Origin of the sequence: Streptomyces venezuelae (assembly GCF_008642315.1) — a bacterium.
In the GTDB taxonomy this organism is placed as follows: Bacteria; Actinomycetota; Actinomycetes; order Streptomycetales; family Streptomycetaceae; genus Streptomyces; species Streptomyces venezuelae_D.
Genome location: NZ_CP029192.1, coordinates 1,575,475 through 1,594,007, shown reverse-complemented (window position 1 = coordinate 1,594,007; position 18,533 = coordinate 1,575,475). Strand labels below are relative to the sequence as shown.

Genomic DNA, 18,533 nt, shown 5'->3' with positions numbered 1-18,533 from the left:
GCCGATCCGCCTCCACATGCCGGCCGTCGGGACACGCGACGTCCTGGGCCAGGGCTGTGGCAGCGGGGGGAGCGTACCAAACCGATTCCGGCCGGGCCAGGGTCCGCCGCGACTCTCAGGCGCGACGCTTGAGTGCGCGGCGCGGGTCGGGCAGCCGGTGCGTCATGAAGGGCCTGCTGGTGGTGAACTCCCTGAACTTCAGGGCCGCGTCGGAGAGATAGGCGTCGCGGTTCCACGCCAGGGTGAGCACCCGGTGGCAGTCGGGGGCGTTCACGTGCACCCAGGCCACCGGCACCTGGGACTCCGTGCCCGCCTGCCGGGACATCGCCGGGATCAGGCCGATGCCGAGGCCCGCGCTGATCATGTTCTGGCTCGCGCCCGGTTCGTTGCCCTCGCAGGACAGGATGGGTTTGAGCCCTTCGGCCGCGAACAGGCGGTCGAGCAGAGCGCGTTGCCACTGGCCGGGGCGGGTGGTGACGAAGGGCTCGGTGGCGATCTCGCGGATCGTGACGCTGTCCTGGCCGTCGAGCCAATGGCCGCGCGGAACGGCGAGGAGCACCTCCTCGGCGGCGAGCTCGACCGAGTCGAGGTTCGTGCCGGACAGCGTCTGTGACGCCACGCAGAAGTCGACCTCACCGGCGCGGAGTTGGCGGTCCATCTCCTCGGCGTTCGACTGGTAGAGCCGGACGTTGGCGCGGGGATAGGCGGCCCGGAAGCTGCCGAGCAGATGGGTGATCGTCAGGAGGGTCTCGGAAGCGACGCTCACCCGGCCGAACGCCGTGTCACGGGCGTCCTGCAACGCCCGCCGGGCGTCGTCGAGTTCGCTCAGCGCACGGTCCACGTGGGCCAGGAACACCACGCCGTACTGGTTGAGCCGGATACGGCGGCCCTGCCGGTCGAACAGGGGCGTGCCGAGGTCGTCCTCGAGGCGCGCGATCGTGCGGCTGAGGGAGGGCTGGGCGACGCGCAACTCCTCGGCGGCTCGGCTCATGTGCTCAAAACGGGCGACGGCTTGGAAGTAGCGCAACTGCAGAAGATCCATGGTCCACCTTCACTTATGCCTTCCGGGTCATCCTCACATGGCAGAACCGGTCTTGGAATGCATAAGGAATTCTCCCTACGGTTCTCGTCGAGGCCACCGCACGGGTGAACGGCAACGGCGCCGGACACCTGCACACGCGAAGCGGGGGCCCGCTTTCCCAACCGTCGGCTTCTCCCACGCCTGCTTCTCCCACGCCTGCATCTCCTACCTCTGCCGTCCCACCACATCCCCCTGCCGTCCCACCGGCCACTGTTCCTCCAGGAAGGTCGCACCATGAGCGCTGCGGATCTGGCCCGACTCCAGTTCGCGGCCACGACCGGCATCCACTGGCTGTTCGTGATCCTGACCATGGGGCTCGTCCCCATCGTCGCGATCATGCACACCCGGGCCGCGTTCACCCATGAGCCCGCCAAGAGAGCGGTCCGGGAGCGCATGACGCGCTTCTGGGGCCAGCTCTACGTCATCAACTACGCGGTCGGCATCGTCACCGGCCTCGTCATGGAGTTCCAGTTCGGGCTCAGCTGGAGCGGCGTCAGCAAGTTCGCGGGCAACGTCTTCGGCGCACCGCTGGCTCTCGAAACCCTCATCGCCTTCTTCGCCGAGTCCACCTTCCTCGGCATGTGGATATTCGGCTGGGGCCGCCTGCGCAGAGGCGTGCACGTCACGCTGATCTGGCTGGTCGCCCTGACCGCGTATGCCTCCGGGTACTGGATCCTGATAGCCAACGGCTTCATGCAGCACCCGGTCGGCTACGAAGTCCGCGACGGAGTGGCCTACTTGACCGACTTCGGCGCGTTGCTCACCAACTCCAGCTCCCTGGTGGCGCTTCTGCACCTCTCGTTGGGCGCCCTGACGACGGGCGGCGTCTTCATCGCCGGGATCAGCGCGTACCACTTCCTGCGACACACGAAGGAGACCGAACTCTTCCGCACCTCCATGAAGCTGGGCCTGTGGGTGTCGACGGTCGCGTCCTTCTTCGTCGTGGTCGTCGGCGAGATGCAGCGACCGATCATCGAGCGGACCCAGCCCATGAAGGACGCGGTCCTGGAGAACAGCGGAGTCGCCGAAGTGCAGGCCCAGCTCGTACGGGACCACGGCCCCGGCAACTACGTGCCCTGGCAGGACACCATGCGGATCTCGATGGACGCCATGACGCTCATCGGCAACACGGTGTCCACGATCACCTTCCTCGCGCTCGTCCTTCTCTGGAAGGACCGGCTGATGCGCTGGCGCTGGGCCTCCTGGATCCTGGTCGCCACCGTCCCGCTCCCGTTCATCGCCTCCGTGGGCGGCTGGGTGGTCCGCGAAGTGGGGCGTCAACCCTGGGTCATCTACGGCGAGTTGACCGTCAACAGCGCCCTCTCCCACGTCGGGAAGAGTTCGCTGCTCGTCTCCTGCACCCTGTTCATCACCATCTTCGTCGCACTGGCCGTGACGAACTGGACCCTGATCACCCGGTTCGCGCTCCGCGGCCCCGACGCCACCCAGCTCGGCGCCGACGAGCCACTGCCCGACGACCTGCCCGCGGGGCCGGGCGGCACCGGCGAGAAGCAGCCGGTGCCCGTGCTCTGAGCCCGACGGAACCGTCCCCCACCCCGCGACGAACACCCCTGATGTAACGGAAAGTTGAGCGAGATGAGTCTGGAGACTGTCTGGCTGGCCCTGCTGGGCCTGCTGCTCACCGGGTACTTCGTACTCGGCGGCTACGACTACGGCGCGCAGATGCTGCACCCCTTCCTCGGCCGCGACGGTCAGGAGGAGAAGCGCACCAGCGGCAACGCCGCCCTCGACGCCATCGCGCCGTTCTTCCTCGGGAACGAGGTCTGGCTGGTCGGCTTCGCCGGAGTCCTGTTCGGAGCCTTCCCGCACCTCGAAGGCACCCTCCTGACTGCCATGTATCCGCTGATCGTGGCGATCCTCGCCGGCCTGGTCGTCGGGAACGCCGCGGTCCAGCTGCGCCGTCGCGCCCACAGCGCCGGCGGCCGCCGGACGTGGGACGCCCTGATCGTCTTCGGCGGTGCCGTTCCCGCCGTGTCCTGGGGGCTCGTCGTGGGGCTGCTGCTGAACGGCGTGCCGCGCCGCGCGGACGACAGTTTCCACGTCGGGGCCGACGAGGTGTTCACACCGTTCGTGCTGGCCTGCGGTGCCACCGCCATGCTGCTCTTCGCCGCGCACGGAGCGGCCTTCGTGGCCCTTCGCTCCGGCCCCGAACTAGCCGCGCGAGCAAGCCGGTTGGGAGCGCAGCTGCTCATCGGCGCCGCCGCGGCGGGTGCCCTCGCCCTGCTCCTCACGTCCTTCGGGTCGGGCGCCTCGATGACCAACCGGACGGCCTCCGTGGCGGTCACCGCCCTGTTCGCGGCGTCCGTCGCCGCCGCCTGGTGGCACCTCCACCGCGGACACGGCGTCCTCGCGTTCGCCGCGACCTGCACCGCGACCGCGCTGCCCGTACTTCTCCTGGGGGCCGGCCAGTACCCGTACCTCCTGATCACGCACGCGGGCGCGGGCCTGGACATCGAGCACGCCGTCACCGACGACGCCACCCTGAAGATCCTCAGCGGCTTCGGGGTCCTGGTGGTCCCGACGATCCTCGCCTACCAGTTCTGGAGCTGGTGGGCCTTCCGGGGGCGGACGGGCCAACGCCACCCCAGCTACTTCTGAGCCCGGACAGCAGTCACTTCTGAGCCCGGACAGCGACGAGAGGCACCCCACGATGAAGCCCGTCGAACGCCGCCTGATGCGGGAAGTCCCCGCACTGCGGCGCCACGTGACGTACTCCTCGGTACTGGCCCTGACGGGCGCCGGGCTCATCGTCGCCCAGGCGGTCCTGCTGGCGACGGCGCTCGCGGACGGCTTCGCCGGACACGGGATCCGCACCGGCACACTGGCCGCACTGGGCACCGTCATGGCGCTGCGGGCCCTGCTCACCTGGGCCCGCGGCACGCTCGCGCAGCGCGCCGCGGCCGATGCCAAGGCCACCCTGCGCGACCGGATCACCGGACAGCTGCACCGGACCGGACCCCTGCGGCTCGCGGACCGCCGCCACGGGGAGACGGCCACCCTGCTCACCCGCGGCCTCGACGCGCTGGACCCCTACGTCGTCGGCTACCTGCCCACCATGGCGGGCGCCGCGGTCGTCCCCCTCACCGTCGTCGCCTGGGTGGGCTGGACCGACTGGAGCTCGGCGCTGATCATCGCCATCACCCTGCCGCTCATCCCCGTCCTCGGCGCACTGGTCGGCATGCACACCGCCCGACGCACCGCCCGCCAATGGCGGCTGCTCTCCCGGCTCGGCGGGCACTTCCTCGACGTCGTGTCCGGGCTGCCGACGCTGCGCGCCTTCGGCCGCGAGCACCACCAGACCACCGTGGTACGCGACATGGCGGACGCGCACCGGCGTGCCACCATGCGGACCCTGCGCCTCGCCTTCCTCTCCTCCCTCGTCCTGGAGACCGTCGCCACCCTCTCCGTCGCCCTGGTCGCCGTCCCGGTCGGACTGCGGCTGCTGGACGGCGACGTCGGCCTCCAGACGGCGCTCGTCGTCCTCTTCCTCGCCCCCGAGGCCTATCTGCCGCTCCGGGCCATGGGCGCCGCCTTCCACGACAGCTCCGAGGGCATCGCGGTCGCCGAACGGGTCTTCGCCGCCCTCGACGACGCGGACGCGGCCCCGGCCGACGCGGGCCGCACCCCGGTGCCCGACGCCCGCACGGCGTCGCTCGCCCTCCACGGCGTGACCGTCCACTACCCGGGCCGCGCCGAACCCGCTCTGCGCGACGTCTCCCTGACCATCCGCCCCGGCGAGCACATCGCCCTGGTCGGCCCGAGCGGCGCGGGCAAGTCCACGATCCTGTCCCTGCTCCTCGGCTTCGTCACCCCCCTCTCGGGCCGGATCGAGGCCGACGGCACGGACCTCGCCGGCCTCGCCCCCGACGACTGGTGCACCCAGGTGGCGTGGGTGCCGCAGCGCCCGCACCTCGTCGCGGGGACCGTCGCGGACAACATCCGCCTCGGCCGCCCCGACGCGAGCGACGCCGAGGTGCGGGACGCGGCCCGCGCCGCCTCCGCCGACCTCTTCGTGGAGGGGCTGCCCCACGCGTACCACACGCTGCTCGGCGAACAGGGCGCGGGGCTCTCCGCGGGACAGCGCCAACGGATCGCGCTGGCCCGTGCGTTCCTCAAGGACGCGCCCGTGCTGCTGCTCGACGAACCGACCGCACACCTCGACCCCGAGAGCGAGGCCGCCGTGACGGGCGCCACGGTCGCCCTCATGCGCGGCCGCACGGCGATCGTGGTCGCCCACCGCACGAGCCTGCTGCCGCACGCGGACCGCGTCATCACGGTGCGGGCAGGCACGATCAACGACCCCGCCGGTGACCCCGATCCTGCTGGTGAACCCGACCCCGCCGGTGACCCCGATCCCGCACGCGAACCCGATGGCACCCGTGAACCCGGCAGCACCCGTGATCCCGATCCCGGCCCCGAGTGCGCCCCCGCGGAAAGAATGGTGGTCCGATGACCTCGTACGACAGTGGGCGACAGGGGCGGCCCACCGTCCGTCTGCTGCGCCACCTCCTGCCGTACTGGCGCAGGCTGCTGCCCGCCGCCCTCGCCGCGGCCGGCAGCGAGCTCGCCGCCGTCGGGCTCATGGCCACCGCCGCCTGGCTCATCACCCGCGCCGCCGAACAGCCGCCCCTCGCCGCGGTGAGCGTCGCGATCGTCGCCGTACGGGCCCTCGCCCTCAGCCGCGGCGCGCTCCGCTACGTCGACCGGCTCCTCGGCCACGACGGCGTGCTGCGCGCCGTCGCGGGCTTCCGCGCCCGGGTGTTCGAGGCGCTCGTGCCGCTCGCCCCCGCGGGCACCCCCGCCTTCCGCAGCGGTGACCTGCTGACCCGCCTCGTCGACGACGTCGACGCCGCACAGGATCTGCTGCTGCGCGTCATGATCCCGGCCACGGCTGCGTTCGTGGTCGCCGCGGCCGCCACCGGCACGGTCGCCGTACTGCTGCCCGGAGCGGGCGTGCTGCTCGGTCTGCTGCTGGCCGTGGCGGGCATCCTCGTGCCCGCCGGGGTTCTGGTCCTGTCCCGCCGCGCGGGCCGCGCGGAGAAGGCGGCGCGCGCCGAACTCGCCGCCGTCACCGTCGATCTGACCCGGGGCGCCGCCGACCTCGCCGCGTACGGCGCCCGCGGCCGCACCCACGACCGGGCCCGCGCCGTCACCGCACGGATCGCCGCGCTGGAACGCCACAAGGCGCTCACGACATCCCTGGCCCAGGCGCTCGTGCTCGTGCTGCAGGGCGTGGCGACGGTCGGCGTCACCTGGCTCGCGCTGCGCGCCCACGCGGCGGGCGACCTGCCCGCTGTGCAACTCGCCGTCCTCGCCGTCCTCGCGCTCGTCTCCTTCGACGCGCTCGCGCCGCTGCCCGCCGCCGCCCGTCGCTTCGTCGAGGTTCGGGCCTCCGCACAGCGCCTCGCCGACCTCTTCGACACCCCGGCGCCCGTCGCCGACCCACGGACCCCGGACCCGCTGCCCACCGACGTACCGCTCGACGTGACCATCACCGACCTGCGGGTCCGCCACGTCCAGGACGGCCCCCCGGCACTGGACGGCGCGAGCCTGAGCCTGCCTGCCGGCCGCCGGGTGGTGCTCGTCGGGGCCAGCGGCTCCGGCAAATCCACCCTGATCGCGGCACTCATGCGGTTCGTGCCGTACGAGGCGGGGAGCATCCGCGTCGGCGGGCGGGAACTCAGCGACTGCACGGGAGCCGACGCCCGCCGGGCCATCACCGGCATGACGCAGGACGCGCACCTCTTCCACGCCACGATCCGCGCCAACCTCGTCCTCGCCGCCCCCGACGCCACCGACGCCGAACTGCGCGAAGCGGCCCGCAGAGCCAGGATCCTGGACTGGATCGAATCGCTGCCACAGGGCTGGGAGACCGTGCTCGGCGGCGACGGCGCCACCGTGTCGGGGGGGCAGCGCCGCCGTCTGCTGCTGGCCCGCGCGCTCCTCGCCGACCCGCCCGTCCTCGTCCTCGACGAACCCACCGAGGGCCTGGACCCGGACACCGCGGCCGAGGTGCTCGCCGACATCCTCGACGCCACCCGCGGCCGCACCACGCTCCTGGTCACGCACGAGCGCGCGGGCCTCGCGGACGCCGACGAGATCGTCACCGTGGACCGGGGCCGCATCCGTCCCGCCACCCCGGAGGACCTCGAATCCGCGACGGACGGCCTGGCCGCCGCGGCGCTCTGACACACGCTCGGAACCGCAGCCGGATGGCCCGCCGAGTCCCTCTTGCCAAGGCCCGGCGACACGTCCAGGATTGTCCCTCCTCGGACGACCTTCGAGGTGCTCGACCTGTGGGTGCTCGAACCGTGGGCGCGCGACCCGAGGGTGCGCGATCGGAGTGAGGAGCGAAGGCCATGGATTTTGGACTCGTACTGCAGACCGACCCGCCCGCATCGGAGGTCGTCGGGCTCATGAGGCGAGCGGAGCGCAACGGCTTCCGCCACGGCTGGACCTTCGACTCGTCCGTGCTGTGGCAGGAGCCGTTCGTCATCTACAGCCGCATCCTCGAACACACCACACGGCTGACCGTCGGCCCCATGGTCACCAACCCCGGCACCCGCACCTGGGAAGTCACCGCGTCGACCTTCGCGACCCTCAACGACATGTACGGCAACCGGACCGTCTGCGGCATCGGACGCGGCGACTCCGCGATGCGCGTCGCGGGGCGCAAGCCCAACACGCTGGCCAGGCTCGGCGAGGCCATCGACGTCATCCGCGACCTCGCCGAGGGACGCGAGGCCGACATCGGCGGCCAGACGCTGCGGCTGCCGTGGGTCAGGGACGGCAGGCTGCCGGTGTGGATGGCGGCGTACGGCCCGAAGGCGCTCGCCCTCGCCGGGCAGAAGGCCGACGGATTCATCCTCCAGCTCGCCGACCCGTATCTGACCCAGTGGATGATCAAGGCCGTGCGGGACGCGGCCGCCGACGCCGGACGCGACCCCGCGGACGTCAAGATCTGCGTGGCCGCGCCCGCCTACGTCGGCGACGACCTCGCGCACGCCCGCGAACAGTGCCGGTGGTTCGGCGGCATGGTCGGCAACCACGTCGCCGACCTGGTCGCCAAGTACGGCGAGCACTCGTCGATGGTGCCCGAGGCCCTCACCGCGTACATCAAGGCGCGCGAGGGCTACGACTACAGCCACCACGGCCGCACCGGGAACCCCGACACCGCCTTCGTGCCCGACGAGATCGTCGACCGGTTCTGTCTGCTCGGGCCCGTCGAAGCGCACCTCGAACGGCTGCGTGAGCTACGGGAGTTGGGCGTCGACCAGTTCGCCGTGTACGCGATGCACGACGCGCGCGAGGACGTCATCGACGCGTACGGCTCCTCGATCGTCCCGGAGTTCTCCTAGGGACTGTGCCGGATCAGGGCACGCGGGCCGTCCACTCCGCGGTCGTGAACTTGGTCCGCACGAGCTCCTGGGCGCGCGCCATCTCCTCGTCGGTGACCTTCCCCTCGGCGAGGCCGTACCGGCCGCGGAACGAGTCGATCATCCGCTCGATGACCGCCTCGCGGGGCAGCCCGGTCTGGCGGCGCAGGGGATCGACGCGCTTCTTGGCGCTCCGCGTGCCCTTGTCGGAGAGCTTCTCCTTGCCGATGCGCAGCACCTCCAGCATCTTGTCCGCGTCGATGTCGTACGACATCGTCACGTGGTGCAGCACCGCGCCCGGCGCGCCGCCCGGCGCCACCGTCCGCTTCTGCGCGGCGCCCGCGATCTTCCCGGCGTCCGTCGCGATGTCGTTGAGCGGCTGGTACCACGCCTTGATGCCCATGTCGGCGAGGGCGCCGAGCACCCAGTCGTCCAGGTACGCGTAGCTGTCCTGGAAGGAGAGGCCCTGCACGAGGGCGTCGGGGACGGAGAGCGAGTACGTGATGGTGTTGCCCGGCTCCACGAACATCGCGCCGCCGCCCGAGATGCGGCGCACGACGTCGATGCCGTGCCGGGCCGCGCCCTGAGCGTCCACCTCGTTGGCGAGCGACTGGAAACTGCCGATGATCACCGAGGGGGACGCCCACTCCCACACGCGCAGCGTCGGCGGCCGACGGCCCGCCGCGACCTCCTGGGTCAGCACCTCGTCGAGGGCCATGTGCAGCGCGGGCGGCTGCGGGCCCTCGTGGATCAGCTGCCAGTCGTAGTCGGTCCAGTCCGTCGCGTGCGCGAGCGCGCGGCGGACGGCGACCCCGATGCCCTCCGACGTCAGGCCGTACATGACGGTGCCCTCGGGGAGCGCGGCCTCGACACGGGCGGCGAGGCCCGGGGCGTCCGTGTCGGTCGGCGCGCCGTTCAGCGCCCCGTTGATCGCGTCGAGCGCCTCGTCGGGTTCCAGGAAGAAGTCACCGGCCACACGGGTGTTCCGCAGCTCGCCGCCCTCGACGTCCAGGTCCACGACGACGAGCTTGCCGCCGGGAACCTTGTACTCACCGTGCACCGTACCGCCTCCATGCCACGTTCCGAATCATCCCCCAACGCTAGCCGAGGAAGGGAATGTCCCTCTTGTGCGGTCCGTACGGGGAACATGTGCTCCGTGCGGGGGACCGTGCCCCGGACGGCGCATCCGTCGGCCGCCGACCGTCCGAAGAACAGTGGAAGCACCGGCCCGCCCCCCTGGAGTCCGCCCCATGCACATCTCGGTCGTCTTGTTCACCTCCGACCTGCGGGTGCACGACCATCCGCCGTTGCGTGCCGCCGTCTCCGGAGCGGACGCCGTGGTCCCGCTCTTCGTCCGCGACCGGGCCATCGCCGACCTGAGCGACGCGGGCCCCAACCGGGAGGCGTTCCTCGCCGACTGCCTGGCCGACCTCGACCGGCAGCTGCGGGAGCGCGGCGGGCGGCTCGTGGTGCGCGCCGGGGACCTCGTCGAACAGGTGCGGTCGGTCGTCGAGGCGGCGGACGCCGACGAGGTGCACATGGCGGCCGGGGTCAGCAGCTACGCGCACGCCCGCGAACGGCGGCTGCGCGAGGCCCTGGAGCGGGACGGCCGCCGCCTGTACGTCCACGACGCCGTGGTCACCGCCGTCGCCCCCGGCGCCGTGACCCCCACGGGCTCCGACCACTACGCCGTCTTCACCCCCTACTTCCGCCGCTGGACCGCGGAGGGCGTACGGGCCGTGCTCGCCGCCCCGCGCACCGTGCGCGTCCCGGACCACGTGCGCTCCCAGCCGTACCCCTCCCGCGAGGACATGGACGGCCTCTCGACGGGGCTCGCCGAGGGCGGCGAGAGCGCGGGCCGGGCCCTGTGGAAGGCGTGGCTGCGCAACGGCATCGACCAGTACACCGACACCCACGACGACCTGGCGGGCGACGCCACGTCGAAGCTGTCGCCGCATCTGCACTTCGGCACGCTGTCCTGCGCCGAACTCGTCCACGGCGCCCGCAAGAGGTCGTCCCAAGGCGCCGAGGACTTCGTCCGGCAGCTGTGCTGGCGCGACTTCCACCACCAGGTGCTCGCCGCCCGGCCGCGCGCGGCCGCCGCCGACTACCGCACGCGCGGCGACCGCTGGCGCTCGGGGAAGTCGGCGGACGCCGACATCCGCGCCTGGCAGGACGGGGTCACGGGCTACCCGGTCGTGGACGCCGCCATGCGTCAGCTGCGGCACGAGGGCTGGATGCACAACCGCGGCAGGCTCCTGACCGCGAGCTTCCTCACCAAGACCCTCTACGTCGACTGGCGGGTCGGCGCACGCCACTTCCAGCGTCTCCTGGTCGACGGCGACCTCGCCAACAACCAGCTCAACTGGCAGTGGGTGGCGGGCACCGGCACGGACAGCCGACCCAACCGGGTGCTCAACCCCGTGACGCAGGCCAAGCGTTACGACCCCGACGGCACGTACGTGCGCCGCTGGGTGCCCGAACTGGCCGACCTGCGCGGCGCGGCTGTCCACGAACCGTGGAAGCTCCCGAAGGAGACACGCGCGGAGTACGACTACCCCGAGCCGATCGTCGACCTCTCCGACGGACTCCAGCGGTTCAGGCGGGCCCGCGGCTTCGAGTGAGGCCCGGCCCGCGTGGTCAGGCCGCGGCGATGCTGTCCATCAGGCAGTGCACCGCCTTCAGCGCGTCGGCGCCCGGCGGCAGGGCGAGCGCCTGCCCAGCCAGGGGCCGTTCGGTGAAACCGGTGTCCAGATGCGGCGAGCGGATGTCGAGGACCTTCACGGATCGCGGCGCGAGCTCCTCGGACAGCACACCCAGCCAGCCGCTCAACGCCTCCTTGGACGCGGTGTAGTCGGCGGTGCCCGCGATGTGGTCGGTCTGCGCCGGCCCATGCGGCCGGCCGGGGTGTTCCACGGGCACCGGTACGTCGACGGTGGCGTCCGTACGAGCCCGCTCGGGCACTCCTCCCGTCATCGCCAGCACGAACCCCTTGTCCGCGACCAACGGTGCAGCGCCCCGCAACACCGCCATGGGACACAGCGCGTTGACCGTCAGGAGATGCCCCGCCAGCGCGTTCGACACGTCCTCCACCGCGCCGAAGGCCGCCGCCCCGACCGTCACGAGCACCCCGTCCAGGCCCGACAGCGCCCGCTCCGCCCACGGCCCGAGCGTGGAGCACTGGTCCAGGTCGCACGCCTCGAAGCACCGGGCGGGCGGGCCCCCGAGGTCGCGTGCCAGCGCGGCGAGACGCACGGGGTTGCGTCCGGCGAGCGCCGGCCGCGCGCCGCGCTCCGCCAGCGCGCACGCGATGAGGCCGCCCAGCACGCCGGTGGCTCCGACCACGAGGACGCGGGCACCCGAGATTTCCATTCGTCTTCCTCCAGAGGGCGAAGGGTTGAGGGGATGCCCGGTACTTCACGCCGACCGTGCGGATCGGATGCGCTCCCCGCGCACTGTCTCGGGAACGTCGGCTCGTGGCGGCCCGGCCGACGCCAACCCCTCGCGCAGCGCGCGCAATCCGCGCCGCGTATGGCTCTTGACCGTGCCGAGCGGCAGCCCCGTCCGCTCCGAGATCTGGGACTGCGTCAGGTCTCCGTAGAACGCGAGACGCAGCACCAGTTGCTGCGGGGAAGGCAGGAGGGCCAGCTCCCTCTGCACCAGGACCCGGTCCAGCACCTGTTCCGCGCCGGGCCCGCCGACGGGCGGCGTCTCCTGCCAAGCGCCCACGGCGGCCAGGAGGGCGGCGCGCCGCGCCCTCGCCGCGAGCGCGTCGGCGACCTTGTGCCGCGTGATGCCGACCAGCCACCCCGCCACTCCGCCCGCGCCCGGCCGGTACCCGTGCCGGCCGCGCCAGGCGGCGAGGAACACCTGCTGCGTCACGTCCTCCGCGTCAGGACCGTCGCCCAGGGCGCGCCGGGCGAGCTGGTGGACGAGGCGCCCCCAGCGGAGATAGGCCGCGGCGAGCTGATCATCGCCGAGCGGATGGCCGGGGGCCGCGGACTCGTCGGAGGCCCGGGAGTCATCGGAGAAGGCAGAGTCAACCACCACCATGGCACGTACTCCTCGTGCGGGGACCGGAGTTCACCCCAGATTGGTGACAGAACGTGAGAGGCGACAACTCGCAGCGATTGTGCGTCGTATCGTCGCGGCATGGCAGCCGCACGGCAGAGCGAGTTCGAGGGGGTACGGATGGCGGGCACCGCGCTGACCACAGGAACCGTCGCCCGAAGACTGGGCGTCGCCCCTACCACGCTCCGCTCCTGGGAACGGCGGTACGGCATCGGCCCCGCCGACCGCGAGCAGGGCCGCCACCGCCGCTGGAGCCCCACCGACGTGGGGCGCGTGGAGGAGATGTGCCGGCTGACCGCGCTGGGCGTGCCGCCCGCCGAGGCCGCGCGTGCCGCGCTCCATGAGGCGAAGGCCGAGATCCCGCGCCCGCGGCGCGGCGGCGACTCCGGCGCGCTGTCGCTCGGCAACGTACGCCAGGAGTGCCGCGGCCTCGCCCGGGCCGCGGTGCGGCTCGACGCACCCGCCGTCGAGACCCAACTGGCCACCACCGTGGGGGAGTACGGCTACACCACCGGGTGGGAGGAGGTCATGGCGCCGGCCCTGCACGCGATCGGACGGAAGTGGGCGTCATCCGGCGAGCGGTACGTGGAAGTGGAGCACCTCCTCTCCTGGCACGTCTCCTCCGCGTTGCGCCGCGCGCCGGGAGCGGCACCCAAGGACCCCGCGGCGCCGACACCGGCCGGCCCGGTGCTGCTCACCTGCGTGCCGGGGGAGCAGCACACCCTCCCGCTGGAGGCCCTCGTCGCCGTCCTCGGCGAACGACACGTCCCCACGCGGATGTTCGGCGCGGCCCTGCCCGCCGAGGCCCTGTACGAGGCGGTCCGGCGCACCGGCCCCTCGGCGGTGGTGCTCTGGGCACACTCACGGAACACCGCGGACCGCGCGCTGGTACGCCTCATCACGGAGACGGAGTGGGGCATGCGGGGCGCCCGGACCCACCCCGCCGTACTGGTCGCGGGACCCGGCTGGTCACCGGGCGCGGGAACGTACGGCCCGGGGGTGGAACGCCTCACCGGCCTGCGCACGGCGGCGAACCGGATCGAGTCGCTCTTCGCGGCGTGATGGGTGGTCGTGCGCGGTGTGACCGGTCGACCGGCGCGGCGGCGGAAGTTAGCCTGCCGATCATGTTCACGACTCGACCCACCCTCCAGGGCACCTTCGGCATGGTGTCGTCCACCCACTGGCTCGCCTCGCAGTCCGCGATGGCCGTTCTGGAGGACGGGGGGAACGCGTTCGACGCCGCCGTCGCCGCCGGGTTCGTCCTGCACGTGGTCGAGCCGCATCTGAACGGACCCGCGGGCGAGGTCCCCGTCGTCCTCGCGCCCGCGGGCGGAGAGGTGCGCGTCCTCTGTGGCCAGGGCGTCGCACCCGCGGGCGCGACCGTGGACCACTACCGCTCGCTCGGCCTCGACCTGGTGCCCGGCACCGGGCCCCTCGCCGCCGCGGTGCCCGGAGCCTTCGACGCGTGGATGCTGCTCCTGCGGGACCACGGCACGAAATCCCTCGCGGACGTCCTGAAGTACGCGATCGGGTACGCGGAGGACGGGCACGCCCCCGTGGAGCGGGTCTGCGAGACCGTGGAGACGGTGCGGGAGCTCTTCGAGCGGGAGTGGCCGTCCTCGGCCGAGGTCTACCTGCCGGGTGGCACGCCCCCGCGGCCCGGCGAACTCTTCCGGAATCCCGCGCTCGCCGCGACGTGGCGGCGGCTGATAGCGGAGGCAGCGGCGGCCGGTGGTGTGGGTGGCGGTGCGTCGCGCGTGGCGGAGATCGAGGCCGCGCGCGAGGTGTGGCGCCGCGGATTCATCGCCGAGGCGCTCGTGCGGCAGGCCGGACGGCCGACCATGGACACCAGCGGCGAGCGGCACGTGGGCACGCTTGCCGCGGACGACCTGCGCGGCTGGGAGGCGTCGTACGAGGCTCCCGTCACGTATGACTGGGGTGGGTGGACCCTGTGCAAGGCGGGTCTGTGGAGCCAGGGTCCCGCGTTCCTGCAGCAGTTCGCGCTGTTGCCGACGAGCGTCGCGGAGCTCCCGGAGTACGGGTCCGCCGAGTACGTCCACCTCCTGGTCGAGGGCTGCAAGCTGGCGATGGCGGACCGGGAGGCCTGGTACGGCGACGCGGCGGCGGACGGCGTGGCCGCGCGCGAGCTGCTGTCCGCCGAGTACAACGCGGAGCGGCGGCGACTCGTCGGGGAGAAGGCGTCGCGCGACCTGCGGCCCGGAGCGCCCGGCGGGCGCGAGCCGCGGCTCTCCGCGCACGCGCTCGCGGTGGCGGCCGGGGACACGCCGGGGGCGGACGCGTGGGGCGGTACGGCGATGGCGGGGGCCGGGGAGCCGACCGTGGCCGGCGACGGCGGAACCCGCGGCGACACCTGTCACATCGACATCGTCGACCGCTGGGGGAACATGCTGTCCGCCACACCCAGCGGCGGCTGGCTGCAGTCCAACCCCGTCGTGCCCGAACTGGGCTTCCCGCTGGGCACGCGGCTCCAGATGACGTGGCTGGAGGAGGGCCTCCCGAACTCCCTCACCCCCGGCAGGCGCCCGCGCACCACGCTGTCGCCGTCGCTCGCGCTCAAGGACGGGGTGCCGGTGCTCGCCTTCGGTACGCCCGGGGGAGACCAGCAGGACCAGTGGCAGGTCCACTTCTTCCTGGGAGTGGTCATGCGGGACGCGGTGCGCGGCGGACTCGACCTCCAGGGCGCGATCGACGCCCCCAATTGGCACACGGAGGCGTTCCCCGGCTCCTTCCACCCCCGCGAGATGCGGGCGGGCAGCCTCACCGTCGAGTCCCGCACGCCCCCTGAGGTGGTCGAGGAGCTGCGCCGCAGGGGGCACGTGGTGACGGTCGGGGGCGCGTGGTCGGAGGGCCGGTTGTGCGCGGTGGCGCGGGAGCCGGGGTCCGGAGTGCTGTCGGCGGGGGCGAATGCGCGAGGGATGCAGGGGTACGCGGTGGGGCGATGAGGTGAGGGCCCGATGAGGCCCGATGCGGTGAGGGCTCTGTGCGGGGCCCTCAGGGGGGCGCCCCAGGGGTTCCCCTGGGGTTAACCCCACGTTCGGCTCGGGCGTACGGGATGTCAGTGGGGCGTGCTCTCATGGGAGGCATGATCGAAGAGTTTTTGACGCACGGGGTACGCGACGTCGAGGAGGCCCTCCGGAAGGCCGCCGCCGCGGAGGTCACCCCCCGCTTCCGGCAGCTCGCCGAGGGCGACGTCGTGGAGAAGAGCGGCCCGCACGACATGGTGACCGTCGCCGACCGCCGGGCGGAGGAGCAGCTGACCGCCGACCTCGCCGCCCTGCTCCCCGGCTCGGTCGTCGTGGGCGAGGAAGCGGTGCACGCCGACCCGTCGAAGTACGAGGCGATACGCGGAGAGGCGCCCGTCTGGATCGTCGACCCCGTGGACGGAACCCGGCAGTTCGTGAACGGGAACCCGGGGTTCTGCATGCTGGTCGCCCTCGCGGTGGGCGGCGAGGTCCAGGCCTCGTGGACGTACGCACCGATGCTGGACGAGATGGCTGTCGCGGTCCGCGGTCAGGGCGCGTGGCTGAACGGGCGGCGGCTGGTGGCCGGTGCGCCCGCGCCCGGCGCGGACGTGGAGGTGGCGACCTCGCACCCGGACTTCACCACGGAGGAGCAGAAGCAGGCGCTGCTGGGTCTCGTGACCGACGGCGTGCGCCCGCGGCCCTGCGGATCCGCGGGCCTCGAGTACCTCGCCATCGCCCGGGGCGAGCTGGACGCCATCGCCTTCTCGTGGGAGCTCGCCTGGGACCACGCCGCGGGCCTGCTGCTCGTGGCGGAGGCCGGCGGCGCCGACCTGACGCTCACGGGGGAGCCGTTCCGGATAGGCGGGGGCAACGCCCTGCCGTTCACCGCGGCCCGCGACGCCGCCACGGCCCGCCGGATCGCGGGGCTCCTCGCGGCCGGCGGCTGAGAGGGGCTCGACCAGGGCCACAGGTGGTCCGTCCTATCCTGGGCGGCAGAGGCCGTCGGCTGACAAAGGAGTCCGGGTGCCGTCGATGCTTGACGCCGTCGTCGTGGGGGCGGGACCGAACGGGCTGACCGCTGCCGTGGAGCTGGCCCGCCGGGGCTTCTCCGTGGCCGTCTTCGAGGCCAAGGGCACGGTCGGGGGCGGGGCGCGCACCGAGGAGCTGACGCTCCCCGGATTCCGGCACGACCCCTGCTCCGCCGCCCATCCGCTGGGCATCAACTCCCCGGCGTTCCGCGGCATGCCCCTGGAGCGGTACGGACTGGAGTGGCTCCAGCCCTCGCTGCCCATGGCCCATCCCTTCCCCGACGGCACCGCCGCCGTCCTGTCCCGCTCCGTCGCCGAGACCGCCGCCTCCTTCGGGCCGCGCGACGCGGGGGCGTACCGCAGGCTGATCGAACCCTTCCTGCCCAAGTGGGACACGCTGGTGCGGGACTTCATGTCCCTGCCGATGAGCTCGCTGCCGCGCGACCCCGTCACCCTCGCCCGCTTCGGACTCGCCGGGCTGCCGCCGTCGACGTGGCTGATGCGGCGCTTCCGCGACGACCGGGCCCGCGCGCTGTTCGCGGGGCTCGTGGCCCACGTCATCGCGCCGCTCGGCGGCATCGTCACGGGCGGCGTCGGCATGGTCTTCGCGCTGGCCGCGCACGCCCGCGGCTGGCCCCTCCCGCGCGGCGGCTCGCAGTCGATCTCCGACGCGCTCGCCGCCTACCTGAAGGACCTCGGCGGCTCCGTCCACACCGACTACGAGGTGAAGCGCCTCGACGACCTGCCGCCCGCCCGCGCCTACGTCTTCGACACCTCGCCGACCGCCCTCGCCCGGATCGCGGGGCTCGGCCGCGCGTACGAGGGGTACCGGTACGGCGCGAGCGCCTTCAAGATCGACTACGCGCTCGACGGCCCCGTCCCCTGGACCGCCGAGGAGCCGCGGACCGCGGGGACGGTGCACATCGGCCCCAGCAGCAAGGAGATCGGCACCGCGCTGCGCGCCGCCTCGCGCGAGGGGCGGGCACCGGACGCGCCGTTCCTGATCACCGTGCAGCCCAGCGTCGTCGACCCCTCCCGCGCCCCGCGGGGCAAGCACGTCTTCTGGGCGTACGGGCACGTGCCCAACGGCTGGCAGGGCGACCTGACCGACGCCATCGAGCGGCAGTTGGAGCGCTTCGCCCCGGGCTTCCGCGACCGCGTCATCGCCCGCGCCACGGCGGGCCCGCCCGAGCTCGCCGCGCACAACGCGAACTACGTGGGCGGTGACATCGCCTGCGGCGCCGCGAGCGGACTGCAGCTGATGCTGCGGCCCAAGCTCACCCTCTTCCCGTACTCCACACCGCACCCCGCCGTCTTCATCTGTTCGTCCGCGACACCCCCCGGCCCGGGTGTGCACGGCATGTCCGGGCACAACGCCGCGAAGGCCGTGTGGCGCATGCTCAGGAGCAACCCGTGACCGTGCCCATCACCCTGGTCCAGGGCGACATCACCGCACAGCACGCCGACGCCATCGTCAACGCCGCGAACTCCTCGCTGCTGGGCGGTGGCGGGGTCGACGGCGCCATCCACCGGCGCGGCGGGCCCGAGATCCTCGCCGACTGCCGGCGCCTGCGCGCGTCCCACTACGGCAAGGGTCTGCCCACCGGCCGCGCCGTCGCGACCACCGCGGGCCGGCTCGACGCCCGGCACGTGATCCACACCGTCGGCCCCGTCTGGTCCGCCACGGAGGACCGCTCCGAGCTCCTCGCCTCCTGCCACCGGGAGTCGCTCCGGGTCGCCGCGGAGCTGGGCGCGCGCACGGTCGCGTTCCCCGCGATCTCCACGGGCGTCTACCGCTGGCCCCTGGCGGACGCGGCGCGCATCGCCGTCGCGACGGTACGGGAGGCGGCGGACCCCGAGCGCTTCGACGAGGTGCGGTTCGTCCTCTTCGGCCAGGACGCGTACGACGCGTTCGCGGCGGCCGCGGAGCGGTAGCGCCCCGCGGGCAGGGCGACGTCGATGTCGGATTTCC

Annotated in this window: 15 protein-coding genes; 11 read left to right on the top strand and 4 right to left on the bottom strand. The window is 73.0% G+C overall.

Going from position 1 to position 18,533, the window contains the following annotated elements; all coding sequences use genetic code 11:
* Positions 1–115: 115 nt before the first annotated feature.
* A complete protein-coding gene (locus DEJ48_RS06615) occupies positions 116–1,042 on the bottom strand; it encodes a LysR family transcriptional regulator (protein ID WP_150215275.1) in 927 nt (308 codons plus the stop codon).
* Between the two features lie 273 nt (positions 1,043–1,315).
* Here DEJ48_RS06615 and DEJ48_RS06610 point away from each other — a divergent pair, with 273 nt between their 5' ends.
* From DEJ48_RS06610 to DEJ48_RS06590, 5 genes are all read left to right on the top strand, one after another.
* On the top strand, positions 1,316–2,614 hold the full coding sequence (locus tag DEJ48_RS06610) for a cytochrome ubiquinol oxidase subunit I (RefSeq protein WP_150215274.1): 1,299 nt from the start codon (positions 1,316–1,318) through the stop codon (positions 2,612–2,614).
* A 63-nt stretch (positions 2,615–2,677) separates the two neighbouring features.
* The gene (cydB, locus tag DEJ48_RS06605; protein ID WP_150215273.1) at positions 2,678–3,700 is read left to right on the top strand and encodes a cytochrome d ubiquinol oxidase subunit II; all 1,023 of its coding nucleotides are present in this window, start codon (positions 2,678–2,680) and stop codon (positions 3,698–3,700) included.
* Between the two features lie 52 nt (positions 3,701–3,752).
* Positions 3,753–5,555, top strand: coding sequence for a thiol reductant ABC exporter subunit CydD (gene cydD, locus DEJ48_RS06600; protein ID WP_150215272.1), 1,803 nt, complete (start codon positions 3,753–3,755; stop codon positions 5,553–5,555).
* Positions 5,552–7,291 carry a thiol reductant ABC exporter subunit CydC gene (cydC, locus tag DEJ48_RS06595; RefSeq protein ID WP_150215271.1) on the top strand — a complete coding sequence of 580 codons (1,740 nt, stop codon included), beginning with the start codon at positions 5,552–5,554 and terminating at the stop codon, positions 7,289–7,291. Before cydD ends, cydC begins: the two co-directional genes overlap by 4 nt.
* 170 nt (positions 7,292–7,461) lie before the next feature.
* Positions 7,462–8,460: a TIGR03842 family LLM class F420-dependent oxidoreductase gene (locus DEJ48_RS06590; protein WP_150215270.1), complete on the top strand. Its 999-nt coding sequence runs from the start codon at positions 7,462–7,464 to the stop codon at positions 8,458–8,460.
* 13 nt (positions 8,461–8,473) lie between these two features.
* On the opposite strand, the gene DEJ48_RS06585 is transcribed toward DEJ48_RS06590, so the two are convergent.
* Positions 8,474–9,538: a biotin/lipoate A/B protein ligase family protein gene (locus DEJ48_RS06585; protein WP_150215269.1), complete on the bottom strand. Its 1,065-nt coding sequence runs from the start codon at positions 9,536–9,538 to the stop codon at positions 8,474–8,476.
* 190 nt (positions 9,539–9,728) lie between these two features.
* Between DEJ48_RS06585 and DEJ48_RS06580 the strand changes: the two genes are divergently transcribed.
* Positions 9,729–11,102: a cryptochrome/photolyase family protein gene (locus tag DEJ48_RS06580; RefSeq protein ID WP_150215268.1), complete on the top strand. Its 1,374-nt coding sequence runs from the start codon at positions 9,729–9,731 to the stop codon at positions 11,100–11,102.
* A gap of 16 nt (positions 11,103–11,118) precedes the next feature.
* Here the strand turns inward: DEJ48_RS06580 and DEJ48_RS06575 are convergent, their stop codons facing one another.
* Entirely contained in the window at positions 11,119–11,850 is a 732-nt protein-coding gene (locus DEJ48_RS06575; RefSeq protein ID WP_150215267.1) for an SDR family NAD(P)-dependent oxidoreductase, read from the bottom strand.
* A 45-nt stretch (positions 11,851–11,895) separates the two neighbouring features.
* Positions 11,896–12,531 (bottom strand): RNA polymerase sigma factor, encoded by a 636-nt coding sequence (locus tag DEJ48_RS06570; protein WP_150215266.1) that lies wholly within the window; start codon positions 12,529–12,531, stop codon positions 11,896–11,898.
* 99 nt (positions 12,532–12,630) lie between these two features.
* On the opposite strand from DEJ48_RS06570, the gene DEJ48_RS06565 reads away from it, so the two are divergent.
* From DEJ48_RS06565 to DEJ48_RS06545, 5 genes are all read left to right on the top strand, one after another.
* Positions 12,631–13,611, top strand: a complete 981-nt coding sequence (locus DEJ48_RS06565; RefSeq protein ID WP_150215265.1) for a MerR family transcriptional regulator — start codon at positions 12,631–12,633, stop codon at positions 13,609–13,611.
* 62 nt (positions 13,612–13,673) lie between these two features.
* The gene (locus DEJ48_RS06560; RefSeq protein WP_150215264.1) at positions 13,674–15,512 is read left to right on the top strand and encodes a gamma-glutamyltransferase family protein; all 1,839 of its coding nucleotides are present in this window, start codon (positions 13,674–13,676) and stop codon (positions 15,510–15,512) included.
* Between the two features lie 140 nt (positions 15,513–15,652).
* Entirely contained in the window at positions 15,653–16,480 is an 828-nt protein-coding gene (locus DEJ48_RS06555; RefSeq protein WP_150215263.1) for an inositol monophosphatase family protein, read from the top strand.
* A gap of 85 nt (positions 16,481–16,565) precedes the next feature.
* On the top strand, positions 16,566–17,978 hold the full coding sequence (locus tag DEJ48_RS06550; RefSeq protein WP_150221008.1) for a phytoene desaturase family protein: 1,413 nt from the start codon (positions 16,566–16,568) through the stop codon (positions 17,976–17,978).
* Positions 17,975–18,496: an O-acetyl-ADP-ribose deacetylase gene (locus DEJ48_RS06545; RefSeq protein WP_150215262.1), complete on the top strand. Its 522-nt coding sequence runs from the start codon at positions 17,975–17,977 to the stop codon at positions 18,494–18,496. Before DEJ48_RS06550 ends, DEJ48_RS06545 begins: the two co-directional genes overlap by 4 nt.
* Positions 18,497–18,533: the final 37 nt, after the last annotated feature.

Bases quoted from the DNA above. Each gene is read 5' to 3' on its own strand.
- DEJ48_RS06580 (WP_150215268.1), top strand. From the start codon at position 9,729: ATGCACATCTCGGTCGTCTTGTTCACCTCCGACCTGCGGGTGCACGAC.
- DEJ48_RS06615 (WP_150215275.1), bottom strand. From the start codon at position 1,042: ATGGATCTTCTGCAGTTGCGCTACTTCCAAGCCGTCGCCCGTTTTGAG.
- cydC (WP_150215271.1), top strand. From the start codon at position 5,552: ATGACCTCGTACGACAGTGGGCGACAGGGGCGGCCCACCGTCCGTCTG.
- DEJ48_RS06590 (WP_150215270.1), top strand. From the start codon at position 7,462: ATGGATTTTGGACTCGTACTGCAGACCGACCCGCCCGCATCGGAGGTC.
- cydD (WP_150215272.1), top strand. From the start codon at position 3,753: ATGAAGCCCGTCGAACGCCGCCTGATGCGGGAAGTCCCCGCACTGCGG.
- DEJ48_RS06565 (WP_150215265.1), top strand. From the start codon at position 12,631: ATGGCAGCCGCACGGCAGAGCGAGTTCGAGGGGGTACGGATGGCGGGC.
- DEJ48_RS06575 (WP_150215267.1), bottom strand. From the start codon at position 11,850: ATGGAAATCTCGGGTGCCCGCGTCCTCGTGGTCGGAGCCACCGGCGTG.
- DEJ48_RS06560 (WP_150215264.1), top strand. From the start codon at position 13,674: ATGTTCACGACTCGACCCACCCTCCAGGGCACCTTCGGCATGGTGTCG.
- DEJ48_RS06550 (WP_150221008.1), top strand. From the start codon at position 16,566: ATGCTTGACGCCGTCGTCGTGGGGGCGGGACCGAACGGGCTGACCGCT.
- DEJ48_RS06570 (WP_150215266.1), bottom strand. From the start codon at position 12,531: ATGGTGGTGGTTGACTCTGCCTTCTCCGATGACTCCCGGGCCTCCGAC.
- cydB (WP_150215273.1), top strand. From the start codon at position 2,678: ATGAGTCTGGAGACTGTCTGGCTGGCCCTGCTGGGCCTGCTGCTCACC.
- DEJ48_RS06610 (WP_150215274.1), top strand. From the start codon at position 1,316: ATGAGCGCTGCGGATCTGGCCCGACTCCAGTTCGCGGCCACGACCGGC.
- DEJ48_RS06555 (WP_150215263.1), top strand. From the start codon at position 15,653: ATGATCGAAGAGTTTTTGACGCACGGGGTACGCGACGTCGAGGAGGCC.